The organism is Paraburkholderia dipogonis (assembly GCF_046027395.1).
Classification (GTDB): Bacteria; Pseudomonadota; Gammaproteobacteria; order Burkholderiales; family Burkholderiaceae; genus Paraburkholderia; species Paraburkholderia dipogonis_A.
This window is the reverse complement of sequence record NZ_JAQQEG010000060.1, coordinates 1-23,075: the sequence shown is the minus strand read 5'-3', so window position 1 is coordinate 23,075 and position 23,075 is coordinate 1. Positions and strand designations below refer to the sequence as shown.

The 23,075-nt window shown below is 61.1% G+C and carries 22 protein-coding genes, 2 tRNA genes and 2 riboswitches; of the genes, 6 read left to right on the top strand and 18 right to left on the bottom strand.

What is annotated here, in order from left to right; all coding sequences use genetic code 11:
• Window positions 1–38: 38 nt before the first annotated feature.
• The 13 genes from PQR32_RS38470 to PQR32_RS38410 all read right to left on the bottom strand — a co-directional run bounded on the left by PQR32_RS38470 (window position 39) and on the right by PQR32_RS38410 (window position 9,387).
• The gene (locus tag PQR32_RS38470; protein ID WP_408239995.1) at window positions 39–494 is read right to left on the bottom strand and encodes a hypothetical protein; all 456 of its coding nucleotides are present in this window, start codon (window positions 492–494) and stop codon (window positions 39–41) included.
• A gap of 1 nt (window position 495) precedes the next feature.
• The gene (locus PQR32_RS38465) at window positions 496–1,338 is read right to left on the bottom strand and encodes a hypothetical protein (RefSeq protein WP_408239992.1); all 843 of its coding nucleotides are present in this window, start codon (window positions 1,336–1,338) and stop codon (window positions 496–498) included.
• A complete protein-coding gene (locus PQR32_RS38460) occupies window positions 1,335–2,186 on the bottom strand; it encodes a hypothetical protein (RefSeq protein WP_408239989.1) in 852 nt (283 codons plus the stop codon). The genes PQR32_RS38465 and PQR32_RS38460 overlap by 4 nt, the downstream gene beginning before the upstream one ends.
• A 141-nt stretch (window positions 2,187–2,327) precedes the next feature.
• Window positions 2,328–3,095 carry a hypothetical protein gene (locus PQR32_RS38455; RefSeq protein ID WP_408239986.1) on the bottom strand — a complete coding sequence of 256 codons (768 nt, stop codon included), beginning with the start codon at window positions 3,093–3,095 and terminating at the stop codon, window positions 2,328–2,330.
• Entirely contained in the window at window positions 3,095–4,525 is a 1,431-nt protein-coding gene (locus tag PQR32_RS38450; RefSeq protein ID WP_408239983.1) for a hypothetical protein, read from the bottom strand. The genes PQR32_RS38455 and PQR32_RS38450 overlap by 1 nt, the downstream gene beginning before the upstream one ends.
• On the bottom strand, window positions 4,525–4,818 hold the full coding sequence (locus PQR32_RS38445) for a hypothetical protein (protein WP_408239980.1): 294 nt from the start codon (window positions 4,816–4,818) through the stop codon (window positions 4,525–4,527). Before PQR32_RS38445 ends, PQR32_RS38450 begins: the two co-directional genes overlap by 1 nt.
• Window positions 4,819–4,874: 56 nt before the next feature.
• Window positions 4,875–5,585, bottom strand: a complete 711-nt coding sequence (locus PQR32_RS38440) for a metallophosphoesterase (RefSeq protein ID WP_408239977.1) — start codon at window positions 5,583–5,585, stop codon at window positions 4,875–4,877.
• Complete coding sequence (locus PQR32_RS38435) at window positions 5,585–5,893, bottom strand: hypothetical protein (protein ID WP_408239974.1); 309 nt, start codon at window positions 5,891–5,893, stop codon at window positions 5,585–5,587. The genes PQR32_RS38440 and PQR32_RS38435 overlap by 1 nt, the downstream gene beginning before the upstream one ends.
• Window positions 5,894–6,267: 374 nt before the next feature.
• Window positions 6,268–6,648: an Acb2/Tad1 domain-containing protein gene (locus tag PQR32_RS38430; protein ID WP_408239972.1), complete on the bottom strand. Its 381-nt coding sequence runs from the start codon at window positions 6,646–6,648 to the stop codon at window positions 6,268–6,270.
• Window positions 6,649–6,838: 190 nt separating this feature from the next.
• Window positions 6,839–6,976, bottom strand: a tRNA-OTHER gene (locus tag PQR32_RS38425).
• Between the two features lie 532 nt (window positions 6,977–7,508).
• A tRNA-Gly gene (locus PQR32_RS38420) sits at window positions 7,509–7,584 on the bottom strand.
• A gap of 394 nt (window positions 7,585–7,978) precedes the next feature.
• On the bottom strand, window positions 7,979–8,518 hold the full coding sequence (locus tag PQR32_RS38415; RefSeq protein ID WP_408239969.1) for a hypothetical protein: 540 nt from the start codon (window positions 8,516–8,518) through the stop codon (window positions 7,979–7,981).
• A 518-nt stretch (window positions 8,519–9,036) separates the two neighbouring features.
• Window positions 9,037–9,387, bottom strand: coding sequence for a helix-turn-helix domain-containing protein (locus tag PQR32_RS38410; RefSeq protein WP_408239966.1), 351 nt, complete (start codon window positions 9,385–9,387; stop codon window positions 9,037–9,039).
• Between the two features lie 380 nt (window positions 9,388–9,767).
• Here PQR32_RS38410 and PQR32_RS38405 point away from each other — a divergent pair, with 380 nt between their 5' ends.
• Entirely contained in the window at window positions 9,768–10,136 is a 369-nt protein-coding gene (locus PQR32_RS38405) for a hypothetical protein (RefSeq protein WP_408239963.1), read from the top strand.
• Between the two features lie 11 nt (window positions 10,137–10,147).
• Here PQR32_RS38405 and PQR32_RS38400 read toward each other — a convergent pair whose 3' ends face one another.
• Window positions 10,148–10,477 carry a phage protein NinX family protein gene (locus PQR32_RS38400; protein WP_408239960.1) on the bottom strand — a complete coding sequence of 110 codons (330 nt, stop codon included), beginning with the start codon at window positions 10,475–10,477 and terminating at the stop codon, window positions 10,148–10,150.
• Window positions 10,478–10,925: 448 nt separating this feature from the next.
• On the opposite strand from PQR32_RS38400, the gene PQR32_RS38395 reads away from it, so the two are divergent.
• The gene (locus tag PQR32_RS38395; protein WP_408239957.1) at window positions 10,926–11,846 is read left to right on the top strand and encodes an SOS response-associated peptidase family protein; all 921 of its coding nucleotides are present in this window, start codon (window positions 10,926–10,928) and stop codon (window positions 11,844–11,846) included.
• A 93-nt stretch (window positions 11,847–11,939) separates the two neighbouring features.
• On the opposite strand, the gene PQR32_RS38390 is transcribed toward PQR32_RS38395, so the two are convergent.
• From PQR32_RS38390 to cobA, 3 genes are all read right to left on the bottom strand, one after another.
• Entirely contained in the window at window positions 11,940–12,479 is a 540-nt protein-coding gene (locus PQR32_RS38390; RefSeq protein WP_408239954.1) for a hypothetical protein, read from the bottom strand.
• Window positions 12,480–12,580: 101 nt separating this feature from the next.
• Entirely contained in the window at window positions 12,581–13,039 is a 459-nt protein-coding gene (locus PQR32_RS38385) for a cobalamin biosynthesis protein (protein WP_408239951.1), read from the bottom strand.
• Window positions 13,036–13,809: a uroporphyrinogen-III C-methyltransferase gene (gene cobA / locus PQR32_RS38380; protein WP_408240043.1), complete on the bottom strand. Its 774-nt coding sequence runs from the start codon at window positions 13,807–13,809 to the stop codon at window positions 13,036–13,038. The genes PQR32_RS38385 and cobA overlap by 4 nt, the downstream gene beginning before the upstream one ends.
• A gap of 225 nt (window positions 13,810–14,034) precedes the next feature.
• Window positions 14,035–14,286: riboswitch (cobalamin riboswitch) on the bottom strand.
• 67 nt (window positions 14,287–14,353) lie between these two features.
• A riboswitch (cobalamin riboswitch) is annotated at window positions 14,354–14,634 on the top strand.
• Between the two features lie 199 nt (window positions 14,635–14,833).
• Between cobA and cobW the strand changes: the two genes are divergently transcribed.
• From cobW to PQR32_RS38360, 4 genes are all read left to right on the top strand, one after another.
• On the top strand, window positions 14,834–15,925 hold the full coding sequence (cobW, locus tag PQR32_RS38375) for a cobalamin biosynthesis protein CobW (RefSeq protein WP_408239948.1): 1,092 nt from the start codon (window positions 14,834–14,836) through the stop codon (window positions 15,923–15,925).
• 6 nt (window positions 15,926–15,931) lie between these two features.
• Window positions 15,932–19,738 (top strand): cobaltochelatase subunit CobN, encoded by a 3,807-nt coding sequence (gene cobN / locus PQR32_RS38370; protein WP_408239945.1) that lies wholly within the window; start codon window positions 15,932–15,934, stop codon window positions 19,736–19,738.
• The gene (locus PQR32_RS38365; protein WP_408239942.1) at window positions 19,735–20,793 is read left to right on the top strand and encodes a magnesium chelatase ATPase subunit I; all 1,059 of its coding nucleotides are present in this window, start codon (window positions 19,735–19,737) and stop codon (window positions 20,791–20,793) included. The genes cobN and PQR32_RS38365 overlap by 4 nt, the downstream gene beginning before the upstream one ends.
• 131 nt (window positions 20,794–20,924) lie before the next feature.
• Window positions 20,925–21,464, top strand: a complete 540-nt coding sequence (locus tag PQR32_RS38360; RefSeq protein ID WP_408240040.1) for a vWA domain-containing protein — start codon at window positions 20,925–20,927, stop codon at window positions 21,462–21,464.
• Window positions 21,465–21,499: 35 nt separating this feature from the next.
• On the opposite strand, the gene PQR32_RS38355 is transcribed toward PQR32_RS38360, so the two are convergent.
• Complete coding sequence (locus PQR32_RS38355; RefSeq protein WP_408240037.1) at window positions 21,500–22,444, bottom strand: flagellar brake protein; 945 nt, start codon at window positions 22,442–22,444, stop codon at window positions 21,500–21,502.
• Between the last annotated feature and the right edge of the window lie 631 nt (window positions 22,445–23,075).

The following is a 23,075-nucleotide window of genomic DNA, read 5'->3' as shown; positions in this document are numbered from 1 at the left end:
GTTTTGTCGAGTACTGGCGCTTTCGGCGTTTTTTCCGCTCAGATCGTTTGGATGGTCCCGCGCTGTATGAGGAGGGCATCCATCAGGGAAATGCTCTTGGAGATAGTCTTCGAACGCTTGACCTGCCAGCATGTGGCGAGAACTGCCACAACCGCGTTTTCGACTTGTGGCTTGACCATGAACCGACGCAGCCCGTTGTTTGTATCGGCGTCCTGCACCCAGTGCTCCGGGTTCGCGCGCGCGGCCGCATCTGCAATATCGAGCTCACCGCAAGCTTTCATGTGCATGTAAGCACCGATTGCGTCGCTGATATGCTCGTCCGTAAAGAACGATTCGCGCGCCGGCAAGTCGGCATCCGTAATAATGAGGCAGTCCTTGAAGCGGTCTTCGCGATAGGCCGCGATCTTGCTGACCACCAGAATGCCGTTCACCCATTTCGAATAGACTGTGACGCCATCGCCAGCATAGCCCTTGAAGATCGCCTGAATATTCATTTCAGAAGTATCCGGGACCAGGAAGTGTTTCGTTCACCAGCACGTCCAACGTATCGCCGACGTTGGCAACGTCAACATTCGCTTCGCCAGTGATCACGCCATACGTCGTGTCGACCTGGCCCACGAAACCATTGTCGTAATCCTTTACCGTGATCTTCGTAACCTTTGGATAGCCACTCGGGTTGTCGGGCGTACCGTCGCCTTGTCCATCGTTCGGTTCGGCTTGCGACGGCGCCTTGAAGAGGGGGATGGATTCGAGGAAGTGGATGTCGACAACGAGCAGCGTCAGATTTTTTTCCTCGCCGTCCGGTGCGACCTCAGCTGGGATGTCCGTCGTCTCCACGGTGATCGGCCACGGCTGGTCGATACCGGCAAATCGGTACGTAGCCTGAAAGTAGCGGTTTTCGACAGCGTTGATGAACAGAATCAGCTGCTGCACCAGGTTTCGGGCGGTCTCTTCCTCGGCAGCCGCGATGAGGATTTGTCCGCGGCGCAACCCCTGAATCTGGCGCAATTTGAAGATGCGCTCTTTGGGGTCGCTCGGGATGGTCACAAAAACCTCGTTCGCGATCTGGCGGGAATGATCCCCGGGCACGGGGACGTAATCCTTCGCCAGCGCGACAAGTGCGATGGGAAGGAGTGCGCCGGTCGTCTTGCCGACGTTGTCGTTTCTGCGCCATGCAGCGAGCATCTCACTTGCGGCATCCACCATGCGCCCCGGCGCCCAGGCGACACTAGTAGCAAAGCCGCGAGCGGCATACTCGGTAAGGGCCGGCGTCGTCGGTACGAGCTGCTGATGCCAGCGCTCAAGATAACCGCCCAGTGCAAGCTGAAGTTCTTTCATCGTGAGAGGACGCTATCGAGGACGGATGTAACGGTTGTGTCGGCTGGCTTCTGCTCGTCGTCGAGCGGCTCGAAGCGTCCAAGCTCGGCGGATTTGAATGACTTGATGTTGCGCTCGAGCGCACTCAACCCAGAGCGGTCGACGAGAAGCGGAGACTCCACGCTTTCCAGCGATGCGACGCTATCCAACGTCTTGCGGCGGGTTAGTAGCGAGATATACGTCTCATTCTCCGCGGAGACCGTTGCCAGCGCCTTGAGGGCGTCACGATAGGCCGCATCGACGTTGTTTCGGTCTGCCATGACCGAGTCGAGCAGTCGCGCCATACCGCCAATGTGCTCCTGATAGGCCTCGATAGCTTCGACGGCGTCGAGCGTCAACGCGCTGTCGAGCGCGACGTCATAGCCACGGTTCGTGCTGTAGTTCGGTTCGAGCACGTAATCGAAACCGTAGAACTCTGGACCGTTGCGCTTGTATTCGTCGATCGCGGATGAGAAGCCGCCGGCCTTGGACTTGTAGAGGTTGTATGCCAGCTTGCCAGCGTCGTTGTCGAGGAATTCTTCCTGGTGCTCGATTGTGCCGTCGTCGAATGCCTTCAGGTACGTCGTCACGATCGCTGGCTCGACGCGTATGGCCTTTCCGTCGACTACGCCGCCTTCAGCCGGGTTCATACCGAACTTCACGCGCGGCCAGTGGCCGTAGTAGCCCAGCATGTCGCGATGCTTTACCTTCTCCTGACACGGACCGCTGTTGATGGCAGCCACAATACGCGGGATGTCGAAGTTACGGGGCTTCCCGCGAAACGTTCGGCCGCGATCGGTGAGGTTGTAGCGGATGATTTCGGTCTTCATTGGCTGTCGCTAGGCGTTGTTAGCCAATTCTGGGGCATGTTAATCAACGGCGATGCTCACCTTTTCCACACGTAGAGCCCAGAGCGCGCCACTCCGGAGAGTGCGACTCAGTGGATCGCTTATTTCGGACCCAACCGGCAATTAGTCCAGAGTGGATGGAAGCGTCTCGTTGACGAGGGTATGCATGTTCCCAGCTGCTGGCGGCGCTACCGCCTGACCGCCAAAGAATGCGATCTGCTCTCTATACAGCCCCGATCCAGCGCTGACCGTATCGGTTTTTGCGAACGGCATCCGCAACGCACCATCGAAGAACGCGACGTTTTCGGCATACATGCCGTCGGCGATGCCGAGCGAATCGTTGAATCGCTTTAAGACCTGAAGTTCGATCAGGAAGCGCGCCGCTAGAACGGCGAGCAGCGCCGGCAAGACGCGCGTCGCACTGACGCCGGTTTCGCTGGCATCATCGATCGACACTCGAATCCGGCTGGTCAGGTAGTAGTTCGTTTCCGGATTGGGGTCCGTAATTTCGCCGCGGGTCGAGAGGGCGGTCGGATAGGGTTCTCCCTTCCGCTGCCACAACTGATCAATGACGAAGCCGTTCGGCCAAAGCAGTTGAAGATAAGTCCGCAGGAATATCATCCCGCGTTTTGGGTTCCGGAAATTCCATGCCCGGTACAGGTACTCGACGGCATTCGTGTCGTCGCCAAATACGGCGAGTCCGTCGACCTTGATGCGCTTCGTCAGAAGGTCCAGCGAGCCTAAATGCGCTGCGCCGTAGACGTTCAGGTCACGCTCGCTCGAACGCAAATACGTCGAGAAGAGGTCAAGAAATATCTGCTTGAGCTCAGTCTCGATTTCGTCGTATTCGGCGCTATTGACCAGCGGGCCGAGAGTCGGTGGCGCGATCATTAGACGCCCCAGCTACCGCTTGTGTACGTCGATAGTGTCACATTCACGGTAAGACTCGTCGCGTCCATGTATCGGTAATCTTCGGGCATCTGGCCGGTGACCGGCGCGACCGTGACGGCGTAGTCAGATCGGCTATCCTGAAGGGCTGCAACGTTCGCGCGGAGCAGTTGGTTGATGACCTTGTTCTGGACCGTGAATTGACCATATTTCACCGCGGCTGCGTTCTGGCCATACTGCGCGAGGACGACGTTAGTGATCTGCTGCTTTACAGCGGTCTGGTCGTACACGCGCGCGATGGTGGCATCGACGCCAGCAACGATTTTCACCACGTTCGCTGCCACGAAGCCGATCTTGTACGAATCGTCTGCGCCTTGGATGAGAGCAGTGATTTGCGCCTGGTAGGCTTCCGGATCGCCGCCGACGGGCGGTACAAACGAGACGAACAGCTTGTTGATGTTGTCTTCGCTCGGGCCGCGCACCGATTCTTCGACCTGTTCGTTCCACACGGACAGGAAGAGCAGGCCCGGCACATTGCGACGGATCAGGTAATCAAACTCACCTAGGTAGACGGCGTTCTCGTCGTAAGCGGAGGGGTACTTGCCCAGTTCGCGCAGCGTCGCGATATCCATCGGGTCTTGACCAGCAATGAGTACGCTTCCCAGCGTGAGCTTCACGAGCGAATCCTGCGGCGTCTCGATGTTGTCGAGCGAGAACGGACTGCCGGTGGCGATCGTCAGTGCGCCGACGGTGTCAGTAATGGTGATGTTGAACACCTCGCCGGCGGCTGGCTGATAGCCAACTACGCCGCCATATCCGAACTTCACGAAGATGTTCTGATACTCGTCGACCTCAATGGTGTACACCTGCTCGCCGTTGGTGACGTTCGTGAAGGCGGGGGTGTAGGTGAATTCATTGCCGGCCGAGTCCGCAACTGAAATGCCGGCGATGAAAGAGCCGTCGGCTGCCGGTGGGACCTGAATCGTATAGAACGGTTGCGACGTTCCGACGGTTTGAGTCAACACACGATGGGTCTGCTGAAGGCACTCCGCAGTGCCCGTGCCGCCGGCGGCCACGGTGACCGGCGTATCGACGACGTAATCGTTGCCACCAGCGTCACTGAGCGTGCGGCCGGCCGTGAGCGTGTACGGATTGACGTCGCTGTTTGCGACATTCAGGCTGATGCGAGTCGGGATGCCCTGCGGCACCAAGCCGCGCACCGCCGCATCCGCCAGAATCGTCGCATCGCGCACCTTTTCGAACGCCTCGATTCCTTCGATTTCGATCTGCTGCGAGAGCATCGCCGCAATCTGCGTCACAGAACCGATGAGTGCGGTTACCGTCGGGTCGCCGGTCTTGTAGCGCGCGGCGACCGTCGGGTAGTTGTCGATCGTGTTCTCGACGGCTGTATCGAAGTCACTTTTCGAATACATCAGTTGATCCTTATCGCGCGGCCGAGGACCGAGATGAAAATCAGACGCTTGTCTGGTGCCGTGTCTACGTAAGACAGATCGACGGCGTTCGCCGGCAGCATGGTGAGCAACGGGATGTTCGTGCGCAGCTTCGCGAGGAAGGCGTCCGCGAGGCCGGCGCCGAATGGGTTCTGCAGAAGCTCAAGAATTGGGCTTCCATAGGTCGAGCCCAGATAGCCATCCACTTCCGTGGACAGCCAGTGCCGGATCTGCGCTTCGATATCCGCGGGAGTGAAGGAAACGGTCTGTGCCATTCGTTCATTGTCACGTGCGCCGCCAGGAACGCACGCGCCCGTTTTCTACTGCGCTGTCAGGCCGAGAGGCTACGCGACGGCTGATGAACCGGCTGCAGCGTCTCTAGGTCGAGAATCGTAAATGGCCGGTTCTCGCGCGCGATCCACGCGCCGGTGTCGATGTAGATCGTGTTGCCGAGACTCGAATATCGAACGAGCGGAGTATGACCGACGATCACTGCGCGAACGCCTTCCACTTCCTCACGGTTCTCTTGGTCAAAACGATCTCGGCTCCAAAGCAACGCTTCCTGGAAAGCCTCACTGTTCGATCCGGTCAACGCAAGGCGCACGTCTTGCCAGCGTCGCAACGGGCAATCCGCGTGGACGATGCCAATTAGACCATTCACGGTCTCAACGTCGATGGCGATCGGCAACGCGTGGAAAGCGTCAGCGATCTCCGCGCTGACGTGCTGCGGATTGCTGATATTCCAGCCGCCACCATTGCGCATATACCAATCGGCCGGTATCCCGCCGCGAGCGAAATCGATCGCCATCTGCTCATGATTTCCGCGCACGGCGTGGAACCAGGGCTTATTCAGCCATTCGAGCACCTGATCGCTGTCGGGTCCGCGGTCGACGAGATCGCCGACGCTGAACAGACGGTCGACGGTCGCATCGAATTTGATGGCGTCGAGTGCGCCTCTCAGCTTCTGGAAACATCCATGGACGTCGCCCACGACAACATCTCGCCCGACGTCATTACGCGTGAAGTGTTTGATCGGTTCCATTAGCCGTGCGGGGATCCGTCGTCAGGGCTTGCCGCCAGAGTTTGACCGATGAACGAAGCGCCACCCGCGATTTCTACACGATCTTGAGACTGCGCACGCGCGACCTCGACCGCGACACCCGGCGGCATGACGATGCAACGCGGGAAGTACTTGCCATCGGCGCGGTCGCGATCGACGTGCGAGCGAAGCGCGCTCGCGAATTTCACGAATGCGTCACTTTGCATATCGGGCGCCGTCACAATGAACACGACGTCCCCTTGTCCCGCGCCTTCGATTTGAATCTGCTCCAGCAATTCCGTGAATTCCATAGTTCCTCTGTCTCGGTTGGGATGCAGCCATCCGACGACGCTTGCGCGCTGACTGCTGCGGTAGCACTCATGTCGAGTAGGGAGCGAATGCGACCCCCAGTTCCCCTTACGCCATCAGCGCAACACTGCTCAACTCAGTGACTTTCGTGGCGTATGAACAGTGTGGAAGATGGGGATGGGCGGCTAGAATCAGTTTTTCCGTTTTCGCGGTGCCAAATAAAAAGGGCGTACCCCGGGGAAAGGCACGCCCTCCGTACTTCTGAATCTCCGTCATGAGGGCTTACGCTGGCGCGCTGACGGATGCCTGTCGCAGAGTACCGATACGCGCCTCTGCGAAACGGGATGCTACCTGTGGATTTACCCGTCCACAGCGCTCATCGGCTGAGCGGATTCCCGGGTTCATTCTGTTCTGTTCTGTTCTGTTCGAGAGCGACGCGTGCTGCGCGCGCCTGACATGCAGAGAGTGCGCCTTCAATGTGGGCGAGCATGTCGGCATTTTCTCGGCAGGCGAAAGGGCCACGCTGAAAATCCTCCAGACGGTCGGCCATGATTGCGAGCAATACCTCGTTCGTAAGGCCGTTGATTTCGACAGAAGGGTTGCCGTGCTGGAAGCGGATCAGTGTCGACTGCTTTCCCGGGATTGCCACTGAATATGAGTGGCTTGCACGCGATACTGGATCCGGATCGTCGAGGACCAGGATCGAAACGTTTTTGTTGAGGTCGTCGGTTTCGTGAGTCCGGATGTCTCGCAGCATGAAAACTCCTGATTAGGTGAAGAGGGTGCCGGTCGCTACTCCGGCTCTGGTACTCCGCGTCATCTACGTGCATCGCGTGCAGCGGGCTTCGGCAGGCTTCCGCCCCTACTGGTGTCGCTGCTCGTCTCACTTCGCGCCTAGTGCTCCAGCCTTGCTCTCCGGCACGTCTGCTTTCCGCGCTGACCCTCAGAGCTGCCGGCGGGATTTGAACCCACGCGCGCACCGGCCGATGCCCGGAGATAATTCGCCGCGTCGGCGCTTCCGCCCAATACGCGATGTACTCCGCTCCCCATAAAAGGGGCGCTCTACCAGACTGAGCTACAGCAGCTATGAAGGCGCTGGCTCTTCCCCAGCTCGCCGGATTGCCCACCGGGGCTTGCAACTGCAGGGCCTACTCGCTCCACGCCCGTTCCGCACTCTTCCGAGCCGACGTCTAACCGGGATTTCGTACGTCGTTCACCGGAAAAACGCTGATTGCTAACCAGCGCTGCGCATCCGCTTTTGCACCCACAAGAATGGCCACTGATTTGGAAGGTGTGTTCGCGCCGTCCGCAAACTTCCAGTCGCCATCCATGTTCTTCTTACTCTCAAGCGCGGGCGCTTGACGCTCGCATATGGCAGCGTTCTCACCAAGAAGGAAGGACCGATGCAGCCGCGCCCACCGGCTGCCGCCAAACGCCCACACTTGAAAGTCATCCCTTACGAGGATGAGGCGGCACGTTACGAGACTCGTGCGTCCGCTCGATCTTGCGGCCGATTTTTCGCGCGGCAAGAACGCCGCGCCCAAGTTTTCTTGCCTGCCAGGGGTCTTACGCACAACCTTCGCTGCCCCGGGCTTTACTGCCTCGCGGTGGTGTATCTGGAGCGGGATGCGCGAATCGAACGCGCGTGGGAGGATTGGAAATCCACTGCCTTAAACCATTCGGCTAATCCCGCTTTAGAACTGGTGCGGGCTCTTACCCCGCTCGCCGCAGTAGCTTCGGTCCTCGCCCTCTCACCGCCGTATTGTTCCTAGCCGTTTCAGCATGCAATCGCCCGAAAGCTATGCGGAGGCCTACTTTGCGCGTCACATTCTTGGCTGGACTATTGAGCCTTTCCTGCTGCAATTCGATCTGCCGCTTACCCTCGTGACGGCGACTCGTCAGGCCCCTGCAACATCGAGGCAATTTTGAGCCGGGTGTCCAGCAATCACTGCAGGCGGAGGCCAATGGCCAGAGGCTTAGCGACTGACATTCGGGGCGGACCATCTATCTGGCGCACAGCGCTCGCGCGCCAGATAGAGTGCTGCGTATCGCTGCAGCGCGGCCCTCTCGGGGTGCGTCCTGACTGCTTAGAGCAACGCCTTGATGTGGCCGGCCAGTTCGATGAACTTGTTCTCGAACCATGCGGCTACTTCCGCCGGCAGTTGCTCCAGTTTTTTGATCTGCTCTTGGATTTCTTCCGCGACGTTGTGGGCCGGCGTCTTCACCGTTTCAAGTACCGGATCGTCTGCGCCGCCAGGTTGAGCGATGGGCGTCGGCGTTTGCACGATCGGAGCGGCAGCTTCGCTTTGGCCGGCATCGACCGCCGGCTCGTCGGACGGTCCAGCGCTGGTGACGAGCGTCTCCGGTGCGATTTGGTCGGCTGCGAGAGCATCCACGGCGGACGCGGACGTATTCACCGCAGGTGCCGTCGCCGAGGTATCCAGCACCACGACCGGCGGATCGATCTGGACCTGCGTCGTGGCAGCGGTCGAGTCCGCCGCGGGATCTGCGGCCGCATCGGCGGCCGGTCCGGTGCTGCTCGGCGCAGCGCCGGTGGCTTCGTCTTCGACGGCGAACATCGGGAACGCTGCGAGGAGTAGGGCCTTCAAAAGCAGTGATTTGCGCACGGAATTCTCCAATTCGTGATGCTGCGTAAAGGTGGGTGGATTCCCACACCGCTGACGGCAGTTCAGTCGCCAGTGGTGTGGAGGCTCATCGAGCCACCACGGTGTTCAATTGCCTATCTGGGAATTACTGCAGTTAAGTTTTCCCGGTCTTGCTGTGTGGGGAGCCGGGCGGCGCCAGCCAGCGCATTTCCCCATCAGTTAGCCGTAGTCCAAGGCCCACGCGGGCGATCTTCGAAGTCCCGGGCGCGCCGGGTAAGGAAAGGTCGAGAGAGCCGTGGCTGCGACACCCTCTGACATCGCAAGCGTGGGAGCGAACAGGCAGCGAATCAGCGCTAGCAGATATCGAAGCACGTCCTCTCCTGTGAATCGTGTGAGATTATTATTATGCGTATATGGCTAAAGTGTCAAGAAAATTTGCCGGTAGATCTTCACGAATTTCTACCGGCAGTTTGTCTTTCTGGTCTGTAATTTGTTTTGCAGCACCGGCTTGGCACTTGGCATGCGGACGGCTGGTCGAGTCAGAGGACCGCTTGCTCTTCGTACTTAGCGGAAACCGAGTCGATGAAGTCTTGGATTCGTTGCTGCTGATCGGCTGGAAGAGCGGCGATCCGGTCTCGATACATCGAAATGGGATCAGAGGGTGTCGCGGGGGGCGCGAGAAGGACGCTGGCGCTGACATTCAAAGCCTTGGCGATGGCGTCGAGCACATCCACGTTTGCATCAATAAAGCCCCGGAGAATTCTCTGCACGGTGGACTTGGTAACACGGGCGCGAGCCGCTAACTCGGCTTCAGTGCGGATATCAGGCGTCTCGAGCATAAGGCGCTCGATGTTGGAGGCGATCACGTTGCGTATTGTGGCGTTTTTCATCGTTTTTAAAGCTCTCAGGTCGGGTGGCGGACGCCTTCATGCCTTGAATTCAACGCAACGGGCACCCCAAATCTGCCCGGATAAGTATGAATATTTGTAGCCGTATAAGGCTATCTTAGCGGGGCGCGAAGTGCAAGCGACAAATTACTGAGGAAGGAACTGGCGACGGGTGTTTTTTACCTGGTCGTCGGTATCAACTGGTGCCGACCTTCGCGCCCATGAGTACCATCGTATTGACTACACGTACACGGCTATGATGCGTCATTATGGATCATTGTTTTTGTAAAACAAGCGCCGAAAAGGAGTCAATTGCCTAGGTACTTCGTGGTTTAGGCACCGGTTTGTAGCCGTGTATATTGCGGGTCGTTAGAATCCGCCGCATGCCGATCGACGACACCATCAAAACATCGCTCCGCCTGCCTCGCAGCCTGCACGCCGAAATTCAGAGCGCAGCGACCGAGGTCGGACTGACTGTTAACGCCGAAATCCTCGTCCGACTCAAACACAATCCACGCAACAGTTCCGCAGACGCGATCCTCCAAAAAATCGAAGGGCGCGACACGGCAGTCGAAGACGGGTTGCGCAAGCAGAATGCTGTTTTGTGGAGCACAGTCGATCGCGCCGAGGATGTCCTCAAGCGCGTCTCCGTCGCCATGGCGAAGGTATCTGGAGAAGGCGAGGCTGCAGCACTTAAGCGCGATGTCGAGTTCGCACTGCAACTGATCAGCGCCGTAAGTACGAGCCGATAGCGAGACCGATCTTAGGCGACGTCCGGCCCGTACCTACTGGAGACATAGCATCTCATCGCGGCCTCCAGATCGGTGTCGCCGAGGCTAAAGCAATCCGACGAAAAGGGTAGGCGGCTTCCATTCGCTTGCCCGATACATGCGATCGATTGGTTGCCTAGGACCGCATCGCAAATTGAGCCAATGTAGATGCGCTCTCGTTCAATGATTGGCGTTGCCAAAGCCGGGTCGGACGAAAACCGATACTCCGGCGCGGTCTCGCCCACGGTCCTGATATCTGAGATGCCCTCCGCACGGGCCACCCAGTAATCGAGCAATCTCCCCTTCAACTCGTCGACGTACATGTCATCTCCCTTTGGATGATTTCGCGTTGGTTCGGCTCGCTATCCCCTGCGACCATTTTTCCGCCACTCATCGAGCCGTCGCGTACACGCATCGCTGATCTTTTGCTGCCGCGGTGTAAGCCGGTCGGTGAGGCATGGCTCAGCATCAAGTTCGCGCTCGAAACATTCCCACACCGCGTCCGCCACATAAGCACTTCCACCGCTCCCGATCATCTTCCGGATCTGGTCGGCTCGCATGATCGTTGCCCGCAATCTGTGGATCTCCTGGAGCAGCCTGAGCACCGTCGGCGACGGATCTCGGTCGTAGAGTTCAGCTAGCTCGGTGGCGGTTAGCGGGCGGCGATGACGCATTGCTGGTCGCGAAATACTGTATGGATGTACAGTAGTATAGCCAAGACTTACCAGTTTGCGCATGGCACTATCATGGAAAATTCCAAGGGAGGCACCTATGTGCTACTCAGCTCAAATTGAGGCGGATTACAAGAAGTACGTGAAGATGTTTGGCGCCGCGCTGAGCATCCGGGAGTTCGCGAATCTGTACTGGGAGCATGGCGGTCGAGATCTGAAACTCCCGCTGGCCATGGAGGCCGCGTTTTTGAGTGCTCAGAGCGACGATGAGAAGCGCGTCTTGGCGTTGATCTCTGAAAACAATTCTCAGCGCGCTACGAAGCTTGAGCAGGAGCTATTCAAGCAGCGCACGCGGCTTGCCGATGCGGAGCGCATTCTGGAAACGAAGACGACGAAAGCGGCCACCGAAAGCAAGCGGATCGCCACCGACAAGATTGACGCCGCGGTGCGCCGGCTCGGTGACTTGAAGCGCACCACATTGAAGGATTCCGACTCACGCATCTATCCCGGCTGGTATGCGCCTGTGATGATCGTCGAGGACGGGCGCCGCGTCGTTGTTCCGATGCGTTATCGCTGCCGGCTACCGGGATGGACCGAGGCGATGGAGAGGGAGAAGCCGGGGACGTACAACGCCCGGCGGAATAACCTGAAGCGTGTGTGGGGGAAACTGTTCGGCTACAACCACGGGATCATGCTCGTCAACCGCTTCTACGAGAACGTCGATCGTGACGGCATGAACGTGGTGCTTGAGTTCGATCCCACGCCACCGCAACAGATGCTGGTCGCGTGCCTATGGTCGCGGACACAGATACCCGGGGAGCCGGACCTCCTATCATTTGCCGCGATTACCGACGAACCGCCGCCCGAGGTCGCGGCCGCCGGTCATGACCGCTGCATTGTTCCGATCAAACCGAATAATCTCGATGCTTGGCTGAACCCGGAGCCGTTTCGTCTGCGCGAGATGGATGCCATTCTTGAGGATCGGGAGCGACCATACTACGAGCACCGAATGGCGGCATGACGATGCCGATGATCTCCTGGCCATCGAAGTGTCCTAGCCCACGATGATCGTCTCGAGAGTGCCGATCGCGGAGAATCGCTTAGGAGAAGTCTGCTAACCCGGGAGGAAGTTCCAAAACGAACTCGAAGGGTATTTTTCCGCGACGAGCGCCAAGATGTGACGTCCGAGATTGACTGTCTTACTGAGCAAGTCTTGGAAGTTGATATAGAACGTTAGCAGTTCGTCTTGGGAAAGTCGGTCGTGGTCCCCGGCATACATTGAGTCGATGTCTTCCAGCAGGGAGTTCACGCAAATATAGAACGTCGGAATTCGCTCGGCCAGGGAAGGATGGAGCATGCCGATGCGATCGATGTTTTTTGAATACAGTTCGACGTAGTTGCGCTGCGCGCGGACCTTGAATGCTCCAATTGTTTGTCCCGTGCGGGCTGCGGCGATCATTGCTGCCACATGAGACTCGTATCGACGTTCGCTCACGATGGCAAGGATCGCCGAGATACCGCCGTGGAATGCAAAAGCAAGGTTACGGGCGTCGCGTCGTTGCTTGATCCACTCCATACCAAAGGTGGCGACCACGGTGCTTGTGAGGCTAATTGCCCCGCCCACCAAGGTTCCGGCCAAAGCTGTATCCGCCATCCCGATCTCCTTTTCAATTCCAAAGTCAGTGCTTATAAAATACTTATTCCCGACCGGAAGCCTTTATGACAAGGTTGGTTTAGCCGATTCGGGGTCGGTCTTCATGGCAGGTCCTGTTCCTGAGTGTCGTTGTTTGGGTGTTCGCGGTCGGCGGGCGCGGCGGTCGAGGCGATCGCGACGGTTACGCCGGAATGGACGGTTTTGCGCACGAGGAGCCGGGCGCGAAGCGAATTTAATGCAGCGGTTTCACCGAGCCCGGCCGTCGCGCCGAGCAGCGCACACGGTTCGCAGACGCCGTCCACGCCGAGATGCTCGCGCACTGCCGCCGAAGGCTCCGCCAAGGGCATCGACGCGATCTGATCCAGGCTGAAGAATGTCAGCGTCAGCGCATGACGTGCGCAGAATTCGAGCAGGCCCGCTTCGTGGGCTTTGGTGTCGAGCGAGGCGACGGTATGGATTTCGTCGAACGAATGCGCGCCGAGCGCGGCGCACACCGCGGCTTCGATCTGCTCAGCCGGGCTGTGCAAACGGCAACCGATGCCGACGCTCAGCGTTTTCATTGCGTATCCGCTCCATCCACAGAAGGCGCGGCGGCGTCGGCATGCGCCGCCGCGCGCGCCAACGCGAGCGACGCCACACCGCCGATCACCACGATCGCCGGCGAGCCGAGCCCGGCGCGCGCGACGGTGTCGGCGAATTCGCCGAGCCGCGCGAGCGCATGGCGTTGCTCGGGACGCGTAGCCGATTCGATCGCCGCGCACGGCGTGTCGGTGCTCATGCCGGCCGCGAGCAACGCGCCGACGATATCATTGAGCCGCCGCATGCCCATGTAGATCACGAGCGTCATGCGCGTGGCCACGAGCGCGGCCCAGTCCGGCTCGCCGCTGCCCGCGCCGTGTCCGGTGACGAACACCACGCCCTGCGCGTGATCGCGATGCGTGACCGGAATGCCGATCGCCGCCGGCGCCGCGATCCCCGCCGTAATACCGTTGATGACTTCCACCTCGATGCCCGCCGCGTGCAGCGCCTGCTGTTCTTCGCCACCACGGCCGAATACGAACGGATCGCCACCCTTCAAACGCGCGACGCTGCGCCCGGCCCGTACATGCTCGAGCAACTGCGCGACGATGCCGTCCTGCGGTGTGGACGGGTGGCCGCCGCGTTTGCCGACGTAGACGACGAGCGCGTCGGCGCGCGCGAACTGCAACACCTCGGGATTCACCAGATCGTCGACCAGCACCACATCGGCTTGCGCCAATGCACGGGTGGCCTTGATGGTCATGAGTTCGACGTCGCCGGGGCCGGCGCCGATCAGCCAGGCGCGGGTCATCGTGGCGTACATGGCGAGCGCCATGTCGTGACAAGCGGGGAGGGACAAAGCGCGAAGGGTCGCCAGATGGCGGACTTTGGGGGCATGCGGTACGACGGATTCAGGCACGGCGACACGCGCGGCTCGTGACGGTTCCTCCAGGAACACGCATACGAACGCGCCACCTCGTGCTTCAGCGCCTTCACATCCGTCCCTCGCGGATTCCGGCGGCTGGCGGCATGACGTTCGCCGCCTCCGCGTCTGGCCGGTATCCGGGCTGGCGGCCTCATGCGCTTTGCCTTCCCGTCCGCATTCGCTGGAATGTGCCGGACAGTGGCATCGAAAAAACGCATGCGCGGCGCAAGACAACTCAAGGTTGCGCCGCAGGTCGCTTACCGTTGCGGGGACAGCACAGGTTGAGCGCATGGAGCGCTGCCTGTTTCCCGTTTAACTGCACACGCGAATGCATGTGCGGGCACCAAACGCGCGCATACGATAGCACATGGCGCCCCGTCCGATAAGCGCTTGCGGCCTGTGTTTCCTTGACGGCACCGGGCCGCGGGCCTACACTCGCACGCACTTTGGTGCTCGTGTGCGCGCTCGTGCGCATGCAGTTAAACGGGAAACAGGGTGCCCGCCTGCCATGGATCGGGTCAACCTGTGCTGCCCCCGCAACGGTAAGCGAAATGTGGTGCTAAGTTCAGTTGATTAGCGCCGCGGAGCCGGCTTCGATGCCTACGCGCAAGGTCGCGTCGGCATATCACCACTGGGCGAGAAATCACTCGTCCGGGAAGGGGAAGCGGCGCTTTCGCCAGCCCGGATACCGGCCAGATAACGAAGGACGAACGCCGCGGGGATGCGGCGCTGCGTTCATGACCTCATTCCCGCTTTCTGTTTTTCCGTTGTCGTGGCAACGCCGTCGTTCGTCCCCGTGTTTTGTTATCGTCGTGGCTGGCCGGGCCTGTGCCCCGTTTTGCCCGGCGTATGCAGACAGACATCCAGACACAGCGGCGTGCACATGCAACTCCTACGGATGGACCTCACGATGCAAACTCAAATGCGCAAGATCCCCGTCACCATCGTCACGGGTTTTCTCGGCAGCGGCAAGACCACGCTGCTGCGGCATATTCTTCAGCATGCGGGCGGCAAGCGCATCGCGGTGATCGTCAACGAGTTCGGCGAGCTCGGCATCGATGGGGAAATCCTCAAGGGTTGTGGAATCGGTTGCGATGAAAACGGCGTCGAAGCCGAAGGCCAACTGTATGAACTGGCAAACGGCTGCTTGTGCTGCACCGTCCAGGAAGAGTTTTTTCCGGTGATGGAAAAGCTCGTGGAGCGCCGCGATCAGATCGATCACGTGCTGATCGAGACGTCGGGACTCGCGTTGCCGAAACCACTGGTGCAGGCCTTCAACTGGCCGCAGATCAAGAACAGTTTCACCGTGGATGCCGTGGTCACCGTGGTGGACGGCCCCGCCGCGGCGAGCGGTCAGTTTGCCGACAACCCCGTCGCCGTGGATGCGCAACGCAAGGCCGATCCGAATCTCGATCACGAGTCGCCGCTGCATGAACTGTTTGAAGATCAGTTGTCCGCGGCCGATCTGGTGATTCTGAACAAGACGGATTTGCTCGACGACGAGCAGCAAGGCGCGGTTGAAGTGTCGATCCGCGAAGAGATTCCGCCGCAAGTGAAGATCGTGCGCGCGCATATGGGCCAGCTCGATCTGCACACATTGCTGGGCCTCGAAGCGGCGTCGGAGGACACGATCCACTTGCGCCACGATCACCACGGTTCCACCGACGATGCCGACCACCATCACGACGAGTTCGATTCGGTGGTCGTGCAGGCAAACGTGTTGTCGCGCGAGGCGGTGATCGCCGCGCTGCAACAGCTCGTCGAAACCAACACGATTTACCGCGTCAAAGGTTTCGCGGCGCTGCCGGGCGCGGCGATGCGTCTGGTGATTCAGGGCGTGGGCCGCCGCTTCGACAGCTATTTCGATCGACGCTGGCAAGCCGGCGAAAGCGGCCCGAGCCGCTTCGTGCTGATCGGCGAGGACCTCGATCAGGCCGGGTTGCAGCGTGCGTTCGACGCGGCGCTCGGCGTGCCGTCGAGCGTCGAAACGCAACAGGCGTAAGCGCTCATGCATCTGCTGCGTACCACGCCGGGCGGTTTTGTTGACGATACGCAAGGCGTGATCCGTATCGATCAGCAGCCCGCGGATATCGTGGTGCTCAGTTCCGCCGATACCACGCTGTCGCTGCTCGCGAGCGTTTTTCCGCGCCTGGGTGAGGGCTTCCCGAGCGTACGGCTCGCGAACGTCACGTATTTGCGGCAACCTGCGTCTGTCGATTTCTATGTCGAAGACGTCTTGCAGCATGCACGTGTGGTGGTGGTCGATCACCTCGGCGGCGAGGCGTATTGGCCTTACGGTATCGAGCAGGTGGTGGCGCTCGCCGAGCGCAGGCAGCAGACGCTCGCGATGTTCTCCGGCGATCTGCAGGAAGATCCGAACCTGCTCGCGCGCAGCACCGCGAGCGCCGATCTGTGCCATCAGCTTTGGCGCTATCTGCGTGAAGGCGGCCCGCAAAATGCCGAGGCGTTTCTGCGCTGCATTGCGCACCGCGTTTTTGGTTGGGGACGCGAGCCCGCGCCGCCGCGCGCGTTGCCGGCCGCGACGCTCTACCATCCCGAGCGTGACACGCCGACGGTTGCCGACTGGCAGTCGCGCTGGCGGCAGAACGCGCCGGTCGCGGCGATCCTGTTCTACAAGGCGCATCTGCAGGCGGCCAATACGGCCGTGTTCGACGCGCTGATCGACGCGCTCGAGTCGCAAGGACTGAATCCATTGCCGATCGCGATCACCTCGCTGAAAGATGCGATGAGCCGCGATGTCGTGCAGTCGCTGTGCGCGCGGCACGATGTTGCGCTGGTGCTGAATACGACCGCCTTCGCCGCGTCCGCGATCGACGACCCCGAGCCGCTCGCGCTCGCCGGCGATGCGCCGGTGTTCCAGGTGATCCTGAGCGGCGGCAATCGCGAGGATTGGGTCAAAGACAATCAAGGCCTCAATTCGCGCGATATCGCCATGCATATCGCGCTGCCGGAAGTGGATGGCCGCATCATCACGCGCGCGATCAGTTTCAAGGGACTCGCGTACCGGTGTCCTCACACTCAGGTCGACGTAGTGCGCTATCAGCCGGACGCCGAGCGAGTGGGCTTTCTCGCCGAACTGAGCCGGCGCTGGTGCCGTCTGCGTTCACTCGATAACGCGGACAAGAAACTCGCGCTGATTCTCGCCAACTATCCGATGAGTGAAGGGCGCATCGGCAATGGCGTGGGACTCGACACGCCGGCCTCGGTAGTCGGCATTCTGTCGATGCTGCGCGACGAGGACTATCGTCTCGCCGACTTGCCCGCGAACGGTGACGCGCTGTTGAAGAAGCTCACCGAAGGCGTGACCAACGATCCGGTCGTGCGCGATCTGCGTCCCGCGCTGCAAAGCCTCGCGCTCGATGACTATCTCGCGCACTTCAATGCGTTGCCCGCCGAGGCGCGGCAGGCGCTGAACGCGCGGTGGGGCTCGCCCGAGCAGGATCCGACGCTGCGGCGCGGCCGTTTCATGATCGCGGGTTGGCGCTGCGGACAGGTGTTCGTCGGCATTCAACCGTCGCGTTCGCGCGTGCAAGGCGACTACGCGAGCTATCACGACGCCGAACTCGTGCCGCCGCATGCGTATCTGGCGTTCTATTTCTGGTTGCGTCACCAGTTCGGTATCGACGCGGTCGTGCATGTCGGCAAGCACGGCAATCTCGAATGGCTGCCCGGCAAGAGCGTCGCGTTGAGCAACGCCTGCTGGCCCGATCTGATTCTCGGGCCGATGCCGCATCTGTATCCGTTCATCGTCAACGATCCAGGCGAGGGCAGCCAGGCGAAACGTCGCGCGCAGGCCGTCATCATCGATCACCTGATGCCGCCGCTCACGCGCGCCGAAAGTTATGGACCGTTGCAGGACCTCGAGCGCCAGGTCGACGAATACTATGAAGCGCTGATGGTCGACCCGCGCCGCTCAAAGCTGTTGCGGCGCACGATTCTGGCGACCATCGTCGAACATAAGTTGCATGAGGAGTTGAGTCTCGCGACGCCGAACGGACAGGACGACGAAGACGCGCTGCTCACGCGTGTCGATGCGTGGCTGTGCGAGTTGAAGGAAGCGCAGATTCGCGATGGCTTGCATACGTTCGGTCAATCGCCTGATGGCGTGCAGCGGAGCGATACGTTGCTGGCATTGGGACGTTTTCCTGTCGGCGACGGGCAAGGCGGCAACGCCGGTTTGATCGATGCGTTGGCGCGCGATCTGCGGATGGATCATCTGTTCGATCCGTTGTCGGTGGACTGGTCGGCGGTGTGGGATGGTCCGCGTCCCGATGTACTGCAGCGCGTGAGCGATGCGCCGTGGCGGCACTGCGGCGATACGCGGGAACGCTTGGAGTTGCTGGCGGCGGAGTTGCTGCGTGGCGTGTGCGGCGATCAAACGGACGCATCGGTAGCGCCGTTTCTTGCGGTCAGCTTGCCGCAAGCGCAGCAAGTGATCGAGCGTCTGCGCAGCGACGTGCTGCCGCGGCTCGATGCTTGCGGCCCGCAGGAAATGCTTCAACTGAAGCGTGGTCTCGAAGGGCGTTTCGTGCCGCCGGGGCCGAGCGGATCGCCATCGCGTGGCCGGCCCGATGTGCTGCCCACTGGCCGCAACTTCTATTCGGTCGACACGCGCGCGGTTCCCACGCAAGCCGCCTGGTCGCTCGGATTGAAATCCGCCCAGCAGCTGATCGAACGGCATTTGCAGGAGAAGGGCGATTATCCGCGCGCCATCGGTCTCTCGGTCTGGGGCACCGCGACCATGCGCACCGGCGGCGACGATATCGCCCAGGCGCTCGCATTGCTCGGCGTGCGGCCGAAGTGGGCGCCGGGCAGTCATCGCGTGACCGATTTCGAAATCATGCCGATCGAGGTGTTCGACCGGCCGCGGATCGACGTCACGTTGCGGGTTTCCGGTTTCTTCCGCGACGCCTTCGCCAACGTCATGCATCTGTTCGACGCCGCCGTGCAGGCTGTCGCCGAACTCGACGAACCCGAGGACCTGAATCCGATTCGCGCACGCGTGCTGCGCGAACGCGATGCGCTCATCGCGCGCGGTATGGACGCCGCTGAAGCGCGCAAGCGCGCCGGCTGGCGCGTATTCAGCGCAAGGCCGGGCGCGTACGGCGCGGGTCTGCAGGACATGATCGACTCGCAGCAATGGCAAACCGACGCCGATCTCGCGAACGCGTATCAGGCGTGGGGCGGTTATGCGTACACGCAAAAGAGCGCGGGCGAAGAAGCGCGTCACGCGTTCGGCACGCGCCTCGCCGCGCTGGACGTAGTGCTGCAGAACCAGGACAACCGCGAGCACGACCTGCTCGATTCGAACGACTACTACCAGTTCCAGGGCGGCATGGTCGCCGCGGTGCGGCATCTGGCCGGCGATCAGCCGAGCGTGTATCACGCCGACCACAGCAATCCGGCCGCGCCGCGCGTGCGTACGCTGCACGAGGAGATCGCGCGCGTGATCCGCTCGCGCGTGGTCAATCCGAAATGGCTCGATGGCGTGAAGCGTCACGGCTATAAGGGCGCGGCGGAAATCGCCGCGACCGTCGATTATCTGTACGGTTACGATGCGACCGCGCGCGTGATCGCGGATCATCAATATGCGCTCGTGACCGATGCCTATCTGAACGACGCGGATACCCGCGAGTTCTTGCAGCGGCACAACCCGCACGCGTTGCATTCGATTTGCGAGCGTCTGCTCGAAGCCATGCAGCGCGGTTTGTGGCAAGCGCCCGGCGACTATCGCGCGCAAGTCGAACAGCATCTGCTCGCGAGCGAGCAGCAGATCGAAGGAATGCAAACATGAGTTCAGCGATGAGTGCGCCCGCTTTTCCCTTTGCCGCGCTGATCGGGCAGGCGCCGTTGCAACAGGCGCTGCTGCTGGCCGCCATCGATCCCGGACTGGGCGGCGTGCTGGTCACCGGTCCGCGCGGCACGGCGAAATCGACCGCGGCGCGCGCGCTCGCTGAGTTGTTGCCGGAAGGGCAACTGGTGAATCTGCCGCTCGGCGCGAGTGAAGATCGTCTGATCGGCACGCTCGATATCGAAACCGTGTTGCGCGACGGTTCGGTGCGCTTCTCGCCGGGGTTGCTTGCGAAGGCGCACCGCGGCGTGCTGTATGTGGACGAAGTCAACCTGCTGCCCGACGCGCTCGTCGATGCGTTGCTCGACGCGGCGTCGAGCGGTGTGAATACCGTCGAGCGCGATGGCGTGTCGCATAGCCACGACGCGAGCTTCGTGCTGATCGGCACGATGAATCCTGAAGAGGGCGAACTGCGGCCGCAATTGATCGACCGTTTCGGCTTGATGGTCGAGTTGCAGAACTGCTTCGAGCCGCGCGTACGTCAGGCGATCGTGAAGGCGCGGTTGGCGTTCGATCTGGATCCGCAGGGGTTTCGTGCGGGCTATGCGCAACAGCAGACAGCTTACGTCGAGCAGATTCGGGCGGCGCGCGTCATGCTGCCGCAACTCGCGTTCGACGACGCCGTGCACGCGCATGTCAGCGCGCTGTGCATCGACGCCGCCGTGGACGGCTTACGCGCCGATCTCGTGATGCTGCGCGCGGCGCGTGCGTTGGCGGCGCTCGAACAGGCGGCCGCGGTGACGGCCGAGCATGTCGATCGGGTGGCTGAGGCGGTGCTGGTTCATCGGCGGCATGCTCGCGAGTCGCAGAGGGAAGGTGAGACGCGCGAGGGGGACGTCGAGCGGGAGGCTTCTTCCCATAGCCGCTCTGCACCTGCGGAAGGAAATGCGCCGCCGGCTGCCGCTACCGGCGATAGCGATTGGGGCTACCTCGCGCCCGAACCGGCCGCGACCACGCACGTCAAAGGCGTCATTCCGCTTAACGTAAAAAAACGCTGAGCCATCGGAAGAGCGCCGCCGCTGACTCGCGCAGCGGTTTTCGATGGCGGCAAGGCGCGGGCGCAGGTGCGCGCAGCCGCTTGAGCGGGGAACCGGGCAAGCGCATCGACTGGCCGCCGACACTCGCCGCGATGCGCCAGGACGCGCTGCGCGCCGAGCATCTGCGTTTTGTGCGCGATGCGCCGCGCGGCGGCGTGCTGCATTGCTTCGTACTCGATTGCTCCGGCTCCATGCTGGCCGGGCAGCGTCTCGCGCTCGCCAAGGGATTGCTGATCGCCTTGTTCGATCGCGCGAGCGCCGCGCGTGCCGAGGCGGCGCTGGTCTGTTTCGGCGGCGCTGGTGCGGATGTGCGTTTCGGTCCCGCTGTGCCACGCTGGTGGAACGAGCGATGGCTGAGGCCTGTGGGAGGCGGAGGCGGCACGCCGCTGACGGCAGGCGTTCGGCGAGCAACCGAGCTGCTGGAGAGCAGCGCGCGCCGCAAGCCCGGGCAGCAACGCTGGTTGTGGATCCTGACCGATGGCCGCACGCGGGATATGCCAGTGCGGCCGCTCGATGTCGACGAAGTCGTGTTCGTCGATTTCGAGCGCGAGGCGATCCGGCTGGGCCGCTGCGAAGTGCTCGCCGATGCGTGGGGCGCGCGGCGTTTCACGCCGGAAGAACTGATGGGCTGAGCGGCGCGTGGGCCGTTCCGCTCACGGGCCTGCGCTTATTTCAGACCGCTCGACCAATACACCACGTCATCCTGGCGGTCGAACACGAAGACTTTCATCGCCATTTGCTGGGACGGGTCGAGCTGATCGAGTTCGAGCCCGTGAGTCGACGGCTCGCCGGGGCCGCTGCCTTTCTGCACGTTGCGGATCACCGCCGTGGTTTCGATCTCCGTGTCGAGATCCTTCGATTTCAGGCGGAACGCAACGCGCAACCGATCGCCGACGGCGCCCAGGGTCCACGAGGCGTCCAGCGACATGCCGAGTGCGCTGATGCCTTTCGCGAGTCCGAGGCCTTCATAGGATTCGCCGGTTTCGCCGATGCCGAAACGCACCGCGAGGTGCGCGCGGACCCGGATCGACTTGCGTTCGCGCAGGCGGCGGATCACGCCCGGCTTCGACAGCACGACGTAGTCGAACGGCGCGCGGCAGATCGCTTCGATCGTGCAGACGAAACGAAACACCGCATGGCTGGCGATCGCGACGATTTCGATATTTTCGCCGACGCCCAGCGGGAGCATGCGGCCCTCATGCATCGGCGGAGTGACGAAGAGCGAATGATTCGGCGCGAAACCGATGATGCGGCACGGATGCATGGGCGCGCCGCTGCCGAGCTGCGAGCGCACACCGATCAATGCACCGATTTCCAGATGCATGTCCTTGAGCGTCAGTTCGCCGTTGGGATCCGCTTGCGGCTCTGCCTGGAGCGGCGGTGGCGTGGCCGTGCCCAGTAAGTCGCCACGCTGCGGACGGAAGTGCCCGAACAGGAATTTGCGCTCGTCCGTGGTCGCCAGGATAGTGCCACTGGCGAACAGGAGCGTGCCGTCGGCGTCGACGATCGGCCAATCGAGAGGCGTGCCTACCGGCACCTTCTCCGGATTCAGAGCTGGCGTTTGGGCTGCGAGCGAGGCTTCCTCGACGTGTTCCTCGACTGGGTTATCCATGGTCGGCGGCCATTTAAGTGACGGGATATCTTGGTTGACGGCTGGTGAAGGGGAAACTTTAGTTTTTTGGGGCGATGCCGGTTTTCCGGTTCTTTCGACGCTTCTTTCGGGTGCGCGCCGGATGTGTCTCATGGCTCTATATAGAGTGAGGATGCTCGTTAGGCTGGTAGGCGGTGGGGAGGTGTGGTCGCTGATCACTGTCTGGCCGTCGCGAGTACGATTGCCTCATGAGCGCTCAATTAAATCGGATGGCTAACTAATTTGACGGCGTTGTGGTGGTGGTCTGTTTCGGTGTCTCTCAACTTTCTGAAAAATATTGCGCGAAGGGGGTTGACGACCTGTCGCTCGCTCTCCATAATCTCGTTTCTCTGCTGCTGATGCAGCGACGCAGAACGAAGCGGTGCCGGGTGGTTGAAGTGTGGTGCTGGTTCGGTGGTGGATGCGGACTCGATCTTTAAAAATTAACAGCCGATAAGTGTGGGCGCTTGATGCGCGACGCGAGGTGGATCCTTCGGGGTCTGCCGACAAGCGAAAGTATCAAGTCTCACACAGTATTAGAGGAAGGTTTGTCCGTCGCGAGACGGACGTAATCATCGTCAGTACGTTGAGTGAGCGACCGGTTGGTAAAACA

Coding starts and splice junctions, on each gene's coding strand:
- PQR32_RS38355 (WP_408240037.1), bottom strand. CDS start 22,444: ATGGATAACCCAGTCGAGGAACACGTCGAGGAAGCCTCGCTCGCAGCC.
- PQR32_RS38440 (WP_408239977.1), bottom strand. CDS start 5,585: ATGGAACCGATCAAACACTTCACGCGTAATGACGTCGGGCGAGATGTT.
- PQR32_RS38460 (WP_408239989.1), bottom strand. CDS start 2,186: ATGAAGACCGAAATCATCCGCTACAACCTCACCGATCGCGGCCGAACG.
- PQR32_RS38470 (WP_408239995.1), bottom strand. CDS start 494: ATGAATATTCAGGCGATCTTCAAGGGCTATGCTGGCGATGGCGTCACA.
- PQR32_RS38465 (WP_408239992.1), bottom strand. CDS start 1,338: ATGAAAGAACTTCAGCTTGCACTGGGCGGTTATCTTGAGCGCTGGCAT.
- cobN (WP_408239945.1), top strand. CDS start 15,932: ATGCATCTGCTGCGTACCACGCCGGGCGGTTTTGTTGACGATACGCAA.
- cobW (WP_408239948.1), top strand. CDS start 14,834: ATGCAAACTCAAATGCGCAAGATCCCCGTCACCATCGTCACGGGTTTT.
- PQR32_RS38390 (WP_408239954.1), bottom strand. CDS start 12,479: ATGGCGGATACAGCTTTGGCCGGAACCTTGGTGGGCGGGGCAATTAGC.
- PQR32_RS38400 (WP_408239960.1), bottom strand. CDS start 10,477: ATGTACGTCGACGAGTTGAAGGGGAGATTGCTCGATTACTGGGTGGCC.
- PQR32_RS38410 (WP_408239966.1), bottom strand. CDS start 9,387: ATGAAAAACGCCACAATACGCAACGTGATCGCCTCCAACATCGAGCGC.
- PQR32_RS38365 (WP_408239942.1), top strand. CDS start 19,735: ATGAGTTCAGCGATGAGTGCGCCCGCTTTTCCCTTTGCCGCGCTGATC.
- PQR32_RS38405 (WP_408239963.1), top strand. CDS start 9,768: ATGCCGATCGACGACACCATCAAAACATCGCTCCGCCTGCCTCGCAGC.
- PQR32_RS38385 (WP_408239951.1), bottom strand. CDS start 13,039: ATGAAAACGCTGAGCGTCGGCATCGGTTGCCGTTTGCACAGCCCGGCT.
- PQR32_RS38430 (WP_408239972.1), bottom strand. CDS start 6,648: ATGCTGCGAGACATCCGGACTCACGAAACCGACGACCTCAACAAAAAC.
- PQR32_RS38455 (WP_408239986.1), bottom strand. CDS start 3,095: ATGATCGCGCCACCGACTCTCGGCCCGCTGGTCAATAGCGCCGAATAC.
- PQR32_RS38445 (WP_408239980.1), bottom strand. CDS start 4,818: ATGGCACAGACCGTTTCCTTCACTCCCGCGGATATCGAAGCGCAGATC.
- PQR32_RS38360 (WP_408240040.1), top strand. CDS start 20,925: ATGCGCCAGGACGCGCTGCGCGCCGAGCATCTGCGTTTTGTGCGCGAT.
- PQR32_RS38435 (WP_408239974.1), bottom strand. CDS start 5,893: ATGGAATTCACGGAATTGCTGGAGCAGATTCAAATCGAAGGCGCGGGA.
- PQR32_RS38395 (WP_408239957.1), top strand. CDS start 10,926: ATGTGCTACTCAGCTCAAATTGAGGCGGATTACAAGAAGTACGTGAAG.
- cobA (WP_408240043.1), bottom strand. CDS start 13,809: ATGACCCGCGCCTGGCTGATCGGCGCCGGCCCCGGCGACGTCGAACTC.
- PQR32_RS38450 (WP_408239983.1), bottom strand. CDS start 4,525: ATGTATTCGAAAAGTGACTTCGATACAGCCGTCGAGAACACGATCGAC.